We start from the raw sequence: 13,558 nt of genomic DNA on the forward strand, positions 1-13,558 counted from the left end.
AGGGTCGGGCTATACACTGCAAGTCCTCGCTCGTACCTCGCTGTGGGCTTTCCGTTGCTATCCCTAACGCAATTCTAAAATTCTTTTAAAACTTAAAATTTAATATTCAAAGCTTCTTGCTCTAAAGTGGCTCCAGTATAATACTCAATAACCCAATCGTTACCTTTTTTATAAATAATAGCACTAGAACCTTCTACTAAAAATACATCGTTTAAGTTTGTTTTTTTTATGCGGTAAACCACTTTTGGCGAACTGTCAACCAACTGAAAGCCGTTTTCAATTTCTTGAGCGTAAAGCACATTTGATACACCTTCAATAACAGAAGTTTCTTTAACTTCTGGTTGTTTTACTGGCTTTGGTTCTTGTACTTTTACTTCAGGTGTTTCAACCTTTGGTTTTTCAACTGCAGTAACCTCAGCTTGCTTTTCCTTTTTTAAATTTTGAATTTCTTTTTTGAGTTCAGCAATTTCTTGAGTCACTTCTTTTTTGGCGGGTGACTGTGTTGCTGTGGTTATAGAAGTAATACTTTCATTAGGCACATAGTTATAATTTAACGGCTCCAATTTTTTAAAGGCTTCGCGCAATGCAAAATTGTATGCTTTTTTATATTCTTTCTCTCTACTTTCTCCTAGGCCAGTTTCATGCACAAGCTTATCATTACAATCTTTAAGCTCTATTTTAAGTTTAGTTTTAAATAAATTCGATTCATTTAAAACATCAGCATCTAAAGCCAAACAACGGTTTAATGCTAAGTCTGCAGGATATTCAGAGCCTTCCATTACTGCTTCAAAACCATATTTATTAAATAAAAACTTAGTTAACGAATTAAGTTGAAATTCATCTTGTGTTTTTAAAAAATCAAATTTTTCAGGAACAATAACGTATTTATAATTATTGATGCTTATTTGCGAGAATGCAGATAAGGTAATAAAGCTGGCAACTATAATGGATAAAAACGGTGTCTTCATATACTTAAATTAATTATTTATGTTTTTGTAAATATACCATCCAACTATTAAAAATCGGACTTCTTTTATTCTAAACTTACAGGAAGTTTTTTAATTGTATTAAATTATTTATTTGTCTAATATTTGCATCAACGGTCATATTTCTTAAATCGAAAAACACCACGTCCATCCCAATATTTTTTGCCCCCAAAATATCGGCTTCATAACTATCGCCAATCATTACACTTTTATTTACAGTAGTATTAGCAAGGTTCAAAGCAAAATTAAAAATTTCAGGGTTTGGTTTTTTTACACCCGCGATTTCAGAATTGGTAATGGTTTTAAAATAATGATCAATTTTTGAATGACTCATTTTTTTATACTGTACTTCATTAAAACCATTGGTGATAATATGTAAGTTGTAATTAAGACTTAAATAATCTAAAATTTCAAAGGTATTCTCGAATAAATGATTAAAAGTAGATAGATGTGTAATGTAATCTTCAGAAAGTTTATGAATCAACTCGTCTTCAGCTTTAAAGTTTATTAGTTTAAATGTTTCGCTTAACCTCTCATAGCGTAAGTCTGTTTTATTAATTTCGTTATTTCTGTAAAGTCTCCAATATTTTAAATTAATAGGTTCGTAATGTGTCAAAAAATGGTCTACATCAGCTTTTACATTATTTATCTTAAAAATTTTCTTAAACGTTAATGCTGAGTTCTTATCAAAATCCCATAGAGTATGGTCTAAATCAAAAAAAACGTCTGTGATTCCTTCAAACTTCATCTGGAGAATTTAAAACTAAATTAAACAATTCTTTAAAACCATCCCACCTAGTATCATCACTAAAGGTATAGTTGTGAAACACCGGCACAAATTCACCATTTACTTGTTTTACTTGATGCATTATTTCGTTTAAAACTTTCTTTTTATCCAGTAACGATTTATGTTTTAACAACGCATAATCCATAAGATGATAAGGTACAATTTTAAGAGGTGTTTGTACTTCGTAATCCAAATCATAAAATAAAAATGGTGTACACGACCCTGCCCTAAAACCAATGTGGTTAACATAACCCATGGTATAATCTTCTTTAATTTCTAAAGCTATTAAATTTCTATAGGTTTCAGGTAGGTTTAGTTTGGAAAAGGATTGTCTTGAAGCTTTTAAATTGGTGTTTAAAATTTCTTCCATTCTTACTTTTTCTTTCTTAAGCAATACGTCATCTTCTAAAGCAAAAAAGGAAATTTTGAGTCCTACGTGGCTATAATCATTCACATGTTTTATAAGTGATACAAATTTCTTTTTATTAGGGTTTATACCTTTATCGTAAGTTGAATAATCGCCAATTAAAAAAAAGAAAAGAAACTTAAAATGCGAAGTTTTCTGTCTATTTATTAAATATTTAAATGTATCGTACGGATCGTGTCTAAACCCAAGTAACACACCAAATCGAGTATACAAACTTTTTAACCTAAACTTAAACAAATCTTTAAATGTACCTCCTAAAGTTCGCATAATACCTTTAAGTTTATAGGTATAAGCACTCGGTACATCTATAATCGGTTTTAGTTGATACGTTCTTTCAGGAAATTTAAAATCGGGAAATTGTTTCTGTAAAGCTTTTCTAAATTTATATGCCCAAATATCTACAACGGGTTGATGTAAAAACCCTTCTTTGTAAGCGATACTTTCGGTTGCCACAAAACGACCGTATTCATCCTTTACATGTGGTAAATACTCTTCATATCTTGATAAAAGGTAAAACGATGCCGAAAAAATATCGTAAGGCAAAGCGCATTTATCGCCAATAGAAAAAAAGCATTTCGTATTTTCCCAAGTATGAATATGGATATCAATATCGCTTAAACCTTGTTCGAATAAAATGTCATTACTTTTAATAAAAAACTCATTACCTAACTGCTGTTTGGTATAAGACATTTTTAAACTATCGTGCGCTATAAACTCTTCTATTTTGGTTGTAAAACCAACTTTTACACCTAAAACTCTGGCACAAATATGCTTAAAAACATATTTTAATCTCGGTGATATTTTATGGGTGTAAACTAAAAGCATTAAAGTATGGTTTCATCTGCAAAACTAAAGTATGCTTTTTCTGTGATAATTAAATGGTCAAGCACTTTTATATCCAAACTTTGTGCTGCTTGTTTTAATTTTTGTGTGATTTGTTTATCGGCTTCACTTGGTTTTAATGTTCCCGATGGATGGTTATGTGTTAAAATTAAACCCGTAGCCCCTACTTCCAGCGCTGTTTTTAACACCAAACGCACGTCTACTAAAGTCCCAGTTATACCACCTTTACTTAATTGACTTTTTTGAATCACTTTATTGGAATTATTCACATAAATAATCCAAAACTCTTCATGTTCAAGTTCTCCAATAACAGGTTGCATGAGTTCAAAAACTGCTGAGCTTGAGGTTATTTTCTTTTTCTCAAGTGCTTCTTCACCCCTACGTCGTCTACCAAGTTCTAAAGCAGCAATAATAGTTATGGCTTTGGCTTCTCCAATACCTTTAAATTCCATGAGTTGTTTAATGGAAAGCTTTCCTAATTGGCTCAAGTTATTGTTGGAACTCGCCAAAATGCGCTTACATAAATCTACAGCGCTTTCCTCTCTATTGCCTGATCCAATTAAAATTGCAACCAATTCTGCATCGCTTAAAGCGGCCTTTCCTTTATAGAGTAATTTTTCACGTGGTTGATCGTCTTGACTCCAGTTTTTTATCGAAAATGACGATGGTTTTTCTTGCATTGGTTAAAGATAAATATTGTAAATTAGAGAAGCAATAAAAACTTTCATCATGAAACCACTTAAAAAAGAAGATATAAGTCAAGAGGTTTTTGATTTATACGATTATTACGCTCATAATAAAATAGACAGACGCCAATTTGTAGAAAAATTATCTGTGTATGCGGTTGGTGGAGTTACCGTATCTTCATTATTGAGTTTTATAACCCCCGATTATATAAACACCTTGATGGTTAAGCCTAATGATACACGCTTAAAATCTGAATATATAGAGTATAAATCGCCAAAAGGTGGTGGTACGATAAAAGGTTTAATATCGATGCCCGACGGAACAACGGGCAAGCTCCCTGGAATTGTGGTAGTGCACGAAAATCGTGGATTGAACCCTTATATTGAAGATGTTGGAAGACGTGCAGCTCTTGACGGTTTTATAACTTTAGCTCCTGATGCCTTGACGCCTCTAGGTGGTTATCCTGGGAACGATGATGAAGGTCGTGTTTTACAGCGCCAAAGAGACAAAAATGACATGCTTGAAGATTTTATTGCAGCTTTTGAGTATTTGAATTATCATGAAAATTGCAATGGTCATATTGGGGTTGTAGGCTTTTGTTTTGGCGGATGGATATCAAATATGATGGCTGTGAGATTACCTAATTTGAAAGCTGCTGTACCTTTTTATGGCGGGCAGCCATCAGCTGAAGAAACTGCAAACATAAAAGCACCTTTGTTACTGCAATTTGCCGAATTAGATACGCGCGTTAATGCCGGTTGGCCAGATTATGAAACGGCTCTGAAAGCTAATAATGTGGAGTATAAAGCACACTTTTATGAAGGTGTAAACCATGGATTTCATAACAATACAACGCCTCGTTATGATGAAAAAGCTGCCAATTTAGCTTGGGAACGCACAATAGCTTTCTTTAAAAAACATCTGACTTCATGAAAGTAAAATTCAGCTTTATGTTAATCTGTTCAGCATTATACTGTTATTTAAGTAATAAGATTTGGATGTTTTAAAACCTATAAAGCCTATGCTATTAACCCTTTAACCTCGTCAAAATCCAGACCACCGTAATTTCCTGAACTCATTAAAAGCAACGCTTTATTATCAAAATTTTGGGAGAATAAGAAATTTTTAAAATCATCTGGGTTAGTATATATCACTAAATCATCGCGTTCAAAAGCTGTAGCAATCTGCTCGTGCGTTACTTCTTTTAATTTTTTAATCTCGACGGCGTGTGGCGAATAAAACACAACAGCAACATCGGCAGCATCCAGAGCTCCTTTATACTCTTTTAAAAATTCAGCGTTTAAACTGCTATATGTATGCAATTCTAAACAAGCCACTAAAGTTCTGTTTGCATATTGCTCTTTAACTGCCTGAGTTGTAGCTTCAACTTTACTAGGCGAATGCGCAAAATCTTTGTAGGCCACACTTGTTTTTCCTTCTGCTATTTTTTCTAGTCTTTTACTTGCGCCTTTAAAGGTTGCAATGGCTTCGTAAAAATCGTCTTCATCGATGCCCATATGCTGACAAATCCATTTAGCTCCAGCCAAATTATTCAAGTTATGTTTCCCAAAAACTTCTATTGGCAGTGGACCTTCTGGAGTTTCTAATAACGTTTGTCCGTTTTCCACAGTATATTCTGGAGTTGTATAAGGTATTCTTCTGATGGTATTTTCGCTAGCCTCTACTACCCTTTTTACTTCTGGATCTTCTTCATTGTAATTAATACTTCCCCCTTTTACAATGCTATCAACAAAAATACTGAACTGCTCTACATAGTTTTCGTAGGTTGGAAATACATTGATATGATCCCACGCTATGCCACTTAATAAGGCTATATTAGGTTTGTATAAGTGAAATTTTGGACGTCTGTCTATAGGTGAACTCAAATATTCATCGCCTTCAAGCACAATGAAATCATTGGTTTCAGTGAGTTTTACCATCACATCAAATCCTTCTAATTGCGCACCAACCATATAATCAACATCTCTATCGTGATAATGCATCACGTGTAAAATCATAGAGGTTATAGTCGTTTTTCCGTGGCTTCCGCCAATAACGACACGGGTTTTATTCTTGGATTGTTCGTACAAGAACTCAGGATAACTGTATATTTTAAGTCCTAATTCTTGAGCTTTTAGCAACTCTGGATTATCCGCCTTGGCATGCATCCCTAGAACAATGGCATCCAAATTGTTGGTAATTTTTTCGGGAAACCAACCAAAAGTTTCCGGCAAAAGGCCTTTTACTTCTAGCCTTGATTTTGAGGGTTCGAAAATAGTATCATCGCTACCTGTTACTTGATACCCTTTGTTGTGCAGTGCTAAGGCTAAATTATGCATAGCTGCTCCTCCAATAGCTATAAAATGTACGTTCATAAAACAAATATCAAACTACAAACTACAATTTCCAAATTATTTGTTATGAAGTTTTGCGTTAGGGATTGTAGTGAAAATCCTTTTTGTGAGCACAAGCAAAAAGATTGCAATGAAAAGCTCGACTCTTGTGATAACCTGCCTGCCGGCAGGCAGGCAACCAAATACTAAAGATTTAAGATTTTCGATTTTTGAGCCAAAAACGGTTTGATTTTAGGAAGTTCTGCAATGGCAATATTAATGTGTTTTAGGGCCTTTTCCTTGTCTTTTTGATGGGCGTGAATTTGTGCTAAACGGTAATGTGCCCAAGCAATTGGAATGCCATCTTGTGCCGAATAATTTTTTAGATAGGTTTGCAAACATTGCTCGCCTTTGTCCAGTTGTATTTTGTACTCTGCTGCTACTTTACCAATCTGATAATGTAGGGCATTGCGATGATGTTTTTTATGAGTTTCTTCGAGATTTTCAATGGCTTTTTTAGGTTGCTTTTCGTTTTCATAAAAATGAGTTAGCTTGTTGAAACATGTAAGCGACCCACCTTCTTGAATAGCCATTTTATAATATTTTTCGGCAAGTTCTGGTTCGTCATCGTACTCGTAAACATAGCCTTTAGCAAGGTAACCATCTACTTTTGATAGATTTTCTAATTCTTGAGCATATTGCAACGATTTGCTTTTACTACCACCGAAAATACCTGGGAGTTGCATGTACAATTCTACGAGTGCCCACCTTGCATCAATATGGGTTTTATCGAGTTCGGCTGCTTTGGTGAAGGCTTCTTTTATATCACCTATTAAACCAATAGCTTTAAATTTATTTTGTAGTGCTTTCATACCTAAAACACCTCCATATTTGTATTGATAATTTGCGATTTCTGGCTTAGTATCTACTAACTTTTTATATTGAACAGTAGCACTATCCCACTTTTTTTGGTAACCTAAAGCATCACCTAAAAGCTCTATAGCTACTAAATTATTTGGGTGAGTTTTTAAATAATTAATGGATTGAACTTCGGCTTTTTTATAGGCTTTCTGATTTATAAGCAATGTTATCTCACTAAGTTTATCTTGCGAAAAAGCAAGCGCAGGAAGCAATAAAAACAAAATTATTTTTTTCATAGATTTGAAATCGAAATCACAAAAATACACTTTATTAGATTGGTGATAAATTACTTTATAAAAATCTTAAGATTTTGTTGCTATGGCACTATTACCTCAGGGTATTTTATCATTAAAATGATTAACTTCACTCAATCAACGTGATAATTAACTTTTTTATTATAGTTTGGAATGGCTTTTGAAGTTACATTGATAATAAATATAAACACATGATGCGTCCTCTATTATTATTTATGATTATACTTTTTTCAAACATTGCTCAAGGTCAAGATTCTAATTACACCAATCTATGGACTAAAGTTGAACAATTTGAAGTCGACGGGTTACCTAAATCTGCTTTGAAAGCTGTTGAAAATATTGAGAAACAGGCAATTATAGATAATAATAATCCGCAGCTCATTAAAACCATGCTTTTTAAAAGTAAGTATGCATTGATTTTAGAGGAAGATGCGCAATTGAGTATCATCAACGATTTTAAAACCAAAATTGCTAAAAGTGATTTTCCAACAAAAAATATTCTTGAAAATATTCTAGCAAATTTGTACTGGCAATATTTTAACCAACACAGATGGCAATTCTATAACCGAACTAAGACCGCGGAGAAAGCAGATACTGAAGACTTTAGAACTTGGGATTTACAAACACTTTTTGATGAAACACATATTCATTTCCAAAACTCTTTACAGAGTGGATTGATGCTTCAACAAGAGCCTTTAAATAAGTACAGTGCTTTGTTACATGAGCAAAAAGGATCGAAAATTTATCGACCTACGTTATTCGATTTTTTAAATCATAATGCACTACAATTTTACAAAACCAACGAAACTCAAATAATCAAACCCGCTTATAAATTTGAAGTAGAAAACCCTGATCTTTTGGCTCCTGCCGAACGATTTTCAATATTAAATATAGAATCAAAAGACTCCACTTCTTTACAACTACATGCATTAAAAATCTATCAAGATTTGATTCGATTTCATTTGAAAGATAAGTCGCCTTTAGCATTAACTGATGTTAATATTGAACGTTTAAAATTTGTCAATCAGCATGCCACATTCGTCGATAAAAAAACCCTCTTAATGAGCGCCTTAAAAACAGAAAGTGAGCGAAATAAAACTCATGAGGTTTCTGGATTATACGATTATGAAATTGCTGCTATTTACTATCAAGAAAGCACGCAATATCAAGCTGCTAATAACGAGCAATTTCGCTGGAAAGCTAAAGATGCCCTAATCCTTTGTGACGCTGTCATTTCAAAATTTCCGAATAGTAAAGGCGCGGAGCAATGTGAAATATTAAAGTCTCAGATTAAACATGCTTCTATTCAAATTACCACCGAAGATTTTTTACCGATTCAGCAAGATGGAAGATTATTACTGCGTTATAAGAATTTAAAAGAACTAAATTTTAATGCATACCGAATTACTCAGCAGCAATTTGAGAAATTTATAAATACTTACAGAAAAGATGAACAACTGCGTTTTATAAAAAATTTGAATGCCTCAAAATCTTGGTATAGCAAATTAAAAAATGAAAATGATTACCAAACGCACACTACTGAGGTTTTAATCCCGAAATTGGACAATGGCCGATATATTATTGCCGCATTTATAGATGAAGATAAAAATAATTTTGCTTTCGCGAATATACAAGTAACACATTTGGCCTTGGTAGAAACCGAAGCTTCAGCACATAAGTTATTTCAAATAATTGATAGAAATAATGGTACACCTAAAGTCAAAACCAAAGTTAAAGTTTCATACCAATCTAGAAATAACAGAAATACAATAAATAAAAATTACACCACAAATCAGTTAGGTGAAATTGAAATTGAAAAAGACAAAAATTGGTATAGAAATGTCAAGTTAAAAGTGGAAAGTGCCAACGATACTGCTTATTTCGGCAATTATTATATCAATCAATCTGATATTCAATCGAAAGAACAAGATAGTTATAATTCCTTCTTGTTTACCGATAGAAGTATTTATAGGCCTGGGCAAACTGTTCATTTCAAAGCTATTGCAATGAAAACTATTAATGGTAAAACAGAGGTTGCAGCAAATGAGCCTGTTTATGTAACACTATTTAATACTAATGACGAGGAGGTTAAAGAGCTTAAATTTAAAACAAATGAAATCGGATCTGTTTCAGGTGAATTTATTTTACCAAATAATGGATTGAATGGTGAATATTATATTGAATTTGATGGTGATGTTGAAGATTTCTTTTCAGAGCATTATTTTTCAGTTGAAGAATACAAGCGTCCTAAATTTGAAACAAAGTTTTACCCAGTAACCGAAACTTTTAAAGTTAACGACTCGGTTACCATTAAAGGACAAGCCCTAGCGTATGCAGGGAGTAATATTACTGATGCCAAAGTGGTGTATCGTGTGCATCGCAAAGTAGAGTATCCGCGTTGGTATTTTTGGTATCGCCCAAGTTTTTATAGTGAGCCACAAGAAATCACGCATGGTGAGAGTATCACCAATGAAAAAGGCGAATTTGAAATCACTTTCAATGCCATTCCAGACCAAAGCATTAATAAAACTAGCTTACCAGTTTTTAATTATGAAATTACAGCAGATGTTACCGATTTAAACGGTGAAACACGAAGCGCAACTACCATTGTTAATGTCGGATATCATGCATTAATTGCGAACATGAGTATCGAGAGTCCAATAGACAAAACCAAAAAAGATGTTGCTTTAACTATAAATACAAAAAACTTAAATGGCGAATTCGTACCATCAAAAGGCAGCATTAAAATATATAAGCTTAAAGCCCCAAATGCCGTTTTAAGAGCTCGTCCTTGGGCTGCACCTGATTATCAAACATTCTCTAAAGAGGAGTTTAAGACATTGTTTCCGCATGATGCCTATACCAACGAACACCTATCTAATAACTGGGAGAAAGGCAAACTAGTTCTAGAAAAATCGTTTAACACGAAAGACTCAAAAACACTTGAACTTGGCAAATTGAAGAAATGGAAATCGGGACAATATCTCATCACATTAGAGAGTAAAGATAAATTTGGGCAATTGGTAAAAGATGAAATAAAAACCACCTTGTTTAGTCATAAAGATGAAACGCCGGCAGACAAGCAGCTGTTTACCATAACCACTAACAAAACCGCTTATCAGGCTGGGGATATGGCAAAAGTTACTGTAGGTTCTGCAGCTAAAAATGTGAAGGTTACCCTTACCATTGAAAAAGATAAACAAATTATAAAAACCGAAGTGATTTCGCTAAATGCAAATAAAAAAACCATTTCTATTCCTGTATCACAAAATGATTTAGGCGGATTTGTAGTGCATTATAGTTTGGCAGCATTTAATAGTTTTTTATCAGGGTCAGAAAACATTTCAGTGCCTTATCCTTCCACAGAACTGGATATTGAAATTAATACCTTCAGAGATAAATTACAACCAGGAATCGATGAAACTTGGAGCTTCAAAATTAAAGGTCCGAAAGGTGATAAAGTAAGTGCTGAGTTATTAGCAAGTATGTACGATGCTTCCTTAGATCAGTTCAAACCGCATGCTTGGAATTTTAACCCTGTCCAAATGCCTAATTATTATGGCATAAGCAACAGACGAGCAAACAACAGTTTTGGTACACAAAATTTTAGAGTCTATCAAGACCGTTTTATTCCGAATTATTCCCATCAAACATACGACCAATTGAATTGGTTTGGGTTTAGTTTTGGGTACAACAATGACTTAAGAATCAGAGGGAATAAGAGTGTTTCCAGGGCGCTAGAAGGTCGAGTTGCGGGTGTTCAAGTTGTTGAAAATGATATGGAAGTTGAAGAATCTGTTGCATTCATGAAAGTTAGCGACGATGCCGATTTAGAAGAAGTGGTAGTAACAGGATTCGCTCCAAAAATGGAAAGTACAGATAAACAAAACTTAGAACAAGAAAGCTTCGAAAACATTGGTATTCGCAAAAACCTGCAAGAAACAGCTTTTTTCTTTCCGAAATTACAAACGGATAAAGATGGCAATGTAAGTTTTAGTTTTACAACACCTGAGGCTTTAACACAATGGAAATTACAACTTTTAGCCCACACTAAAAATTTAGAATGTGCCACCAAAACCTTAACTACGGTCACGCAAAAAGAATTGATGGTAATACCAAATGCACCGCGTTTTTTACGTGAAGGCGATAACATAACCATCAGTACAAAAATTGCAAACCTTACTGATAAAACACTTTCTGGTCTAGCAAAACTCATTTTAACAGATGCCATATCAGGAAATGATATTACAGATAAGTTAATCAATACTTCCCTCTCGGAGAATCAAGACAAGGCTTCTTTTACCGTTGACGCTAAAGGAAATACACAAGTGTCGTGGCGCTTGTCTATTCCAAATAATGTGGATGCTATTCAATATAAAATAGTAGCAAAATCTGAAAGTTTTAGTGATGGTGAGCAAAATGCTTTACCTGTTTTAAGTAACCGTATGTTGGTTACCGAAACGCTACCTATGTGGGTTAGAAGCAACGAAACTAGAACTTTCGTTTTAGATAAATTGAGAACAAATACCTCAACCACACTCAAAAATCATAAGTTAACTTTAGAAATAACTTCAAATCCGGCGTGGTATGCAGTTCAGGCCCTTCCCTATTTAATGGAATATCCTTACGACTGTAATGAGCAAACTTTTTCTAGATATTACTCCAATGCTTTGGCGAGCCACATTGCAAACTCAAACCCGCGAATTCAAGAGGTTTTTAATCAATGGCGAAATACCGATGCATTACTTTCTAACTTAGAAAAGAACCAAGAATTAAAGTCTATTTTAATTCAAGAAACTCCGTGGTTACGTGATGCGCAAAGTGAAACTGAACAAAAAAAGCGTATAGCTCTCTTATTCGATTTGAATAAAATGAATAATGAGTTACAGTCTGCACTCAATAAATTAAAAGCAAATCAAATGCCTTCTGGTGCTTGGGCGTGGTTTAACGGTGGTTACGAAAACCGATACATTACCCAACACATTATTGCTGGATTTGGACACTTGAAACAGCTCGATGTTCTTCAGAATGATAACGCAGAATCTATTATTCAAAAAGCCATCAATTATTTAGATGATGAATTTATCAAAGCGTATAAAAACATCAGAAAGTATAATAATGATGTTGATATGGATAAAGACCATTTAAGCCATACGCAATTGCATTATTTATATATGCGAAGCTTCTTTCCAGAGATTAAAAAATCGAAAGAAGTTGAAAAAATTAGCGATTATTACCAAACTCAAATTAACAAGTATTGGTTATCGCGACCGTTATATTCTAAAGGATTAATGACCTTAGTTTCATATAGAAATAACGAAACAAAAACGGTTTCTAAAATATTAAAATCGCTAAAAGAAACGAGTATAACTTCTGATGAACTAGGCATGTACTGGAAAGCCAACACAAATTCATGGTATTGGTACCAAGCCCCAATTGAAACACAAGCTCTTTTAATTGAAGCATTCTCTGAAACTGGACATGTTATTCATAACGAAACTAAGAATCTAACAGATATTGATAACTTAAAAATTTGGTTGCTTAAAAACAAACAAACTAATAGATGGAAAACGACTAAAGCAACCACCGAAGCCGTTTATGCGTTATTACTTCAAGGTAGCGAATGGTTGTCTGTAACCGATATGGTTGATGTCGTTTTAGGCGGACAAAAAATAGAGCCTTCAAAATTAGAAGCTGTAAAAGTTGAGGCCGGAACAGGATATTATAAAACAGCTTGGAGTGCTTCAGAAATTAAACCTAATATGGCTGAAGTAACTATTTCTAAAACTGGAAAGGGTATTGCTTGGGGAAGTTTATACTGGCAATATTTTGAAGATCTAGACCAAATTACTTCTGCTGAAACACCGCTTAAATTAAAGAAGAAACTATTTCTTAAAACAAATTCGGATACTGGTGAAGAAATTTCAGAAATTAACGAAGAAACACCACTTCAGGTTGGCGATTTGGTTAGGGTTAGAATTGAATTGAGAAGCGATAGAAATATGGAATTTATCCATATGAAAGATATGCGCGCCTCAGGTTTAGAACCTGTAAATGTATTAAGCACATACAAATGGCAAGATGGTTTAGGGTATTATGAAAGTACTAAAGATGCTTCCACCAATTTCTTTTTTGACAATTTACCAAAAGGTGTTTATGTTTTTGAATACGATTTACGAGTGAATAATGCAGGAAATATGAGTAACGGTATCACAACAATACAAAGCATGTATGCGCCAGAATTTAGCAGTCATAGTGAAGGTACACGAATACTTGTTGAATAATTACTGCATTACTATAAACAAAATTACACACTTTGT

Annotated in this window: 8 protein-coding genes; 2 read left to right on the plus strand and 6 right to left on the minus strand. The window is 33.8% G+C overall.

Going from position 1 to position 13,558, the window contains the following annotated elements; translation table 11 throughout:
• Nucleotides 1–92 precede the first annotated feature (92 nt).
• The 4 genes from BUA46_RS01935 to radC all read right to left on the minus strand — a co-directional run bounded on the left by BUA46_RS01935 (nucleotide 93) and on the right by radC (nucleotide 3,723).
• Nucleotides 93–968, minus strand: a complete 876-nt coding sequence (locus BUA46_RS01935; protein WP_019386253.1) for a hypothetical protein — start codon at nucleotides 966–968, stop codon at nucleotides 93–95.
• Nucleotides 969–1,044: 76 nt separating this feature from the next.
• On the minus strand, nucleotides 1,045–1,734 hold the full coding sequence (locus BUA46_RS01940) for a YjjG family noncanonical pyrimidine nucleotidase (protein WP_019386252.1): 690 nt from the start codon (nucleotides 1,732–1,734) through the stop codon (nucleotides 1,045–1,047).
• Nucleotides 1,724–3,025, minus strand: coding sequence for a polysaccharide deacetylase family protein (locus BUA46_RS01945; RefSeq protein WP_019386251.1), 1,302 nt, complete (start codon nucleotides 3,023–3,025; stop codon nucleotides 1,724–1,726). Before BUA46_RS01945 ends, BUA46_RS01940 begins: the two co-directional genes overlap by 11 nt.
• Nucleotides 3,025–3,723 carry a RadC family protein gene (radC, locus tag BUA46_RS01950; RefSeq protein WP_019386250.1) on the minus strand — a complete coding sequence of 233 codons (699 nt, stop codon included), beginning with the start codon at nucleotides 3,721–3,723 and terminating at the stop codon, nucleotides 3,025–3,027. Before radC ends, BUA46_RS01945 begins: the two co-directional genes overlap by 1 nt.
• A 49-nt stretch (nucleotides 3,724–3,772) precedes the next feature.
• Here radC and BUA46_RS01955 point away from each other — a divergent pair, with 49 nt between their 5' ends.
• Nucleotides 3,773–4,663 carry a dienelactone hydrolase family protein gene (locus BUA46_RS01955; RefSeq protein WP_019386249.1) on the plus strand — a complete coding sequence of 297 codons (891 nt, stop codon included), beginning with the start codon at nucleotides 3,773–3,775 and terminating at the stop codon, nucleotides 4,661–4,663.
• An 86-nt stretch (nucleotides 4,664–4,749) separates the two neighbouring features.
• Here the strand turns inward: BUA46_RS01955 and BUA46_RS01960 are convergent, their stop codons facing one another.
• Nucleotides 4,750–6,105 (minus strand): UDP-N-acetylmuramate--L-alanine ligase, encoded by a 1,356-nt coding sequence (locus BUA46_RS01960; protein WP_019386248.1) that lies wholly within the window; start codon nucleotides 6,103–6,105, stop codon nucleotides 4,750–4,752.
• Nucleotides 6,106–6,269: 164 nt separating this feature from the next.
• Complete coding sequence (locus BUA46_RS01965) at nucleotides 6,270–7,220, minus strand: tetratricopeptide repeat protein (RefSeq protein ID WP_019386247.1); 951 nt, start codon at nucleotides 7,218–7,220, stop codon at nucleotides 6,270–6,272.
• Between the two features lie 209 nt (nucleotides 7,221–7,429).
• On the opposite strand from BUA46_RS01965, the gene BUA46_RS01970 reads away from it, so the two are divergent.
• Nucleotides 7,430–13,522 carry an alpha-2-macroglobulin family protein gene (locus tag BUA46_RS01970; RefSeq protein ID WP_019386246.1) on the plus strand — a complete coding sequence of 2,031 codons (6,093 nt, stop codon included), beginning with the start codon at nucleotides 7,430–7,432 and terminating at the stop codon, nucleotides 13,520–13,522.
• Nucleotides 13,523–13,558 lie beyond the last annotated feature (36 nt).

Origin of the sequence: Algibacter luteus (genome assembly GCF_900141715.1) — a bacterium.
Classification (GTDB): Bacteria; Bacteroidota; Bacteroidia; order Flavobacteriales; family Flavobacteriaceae; genus Arenitalea; species Arenitalea lutea.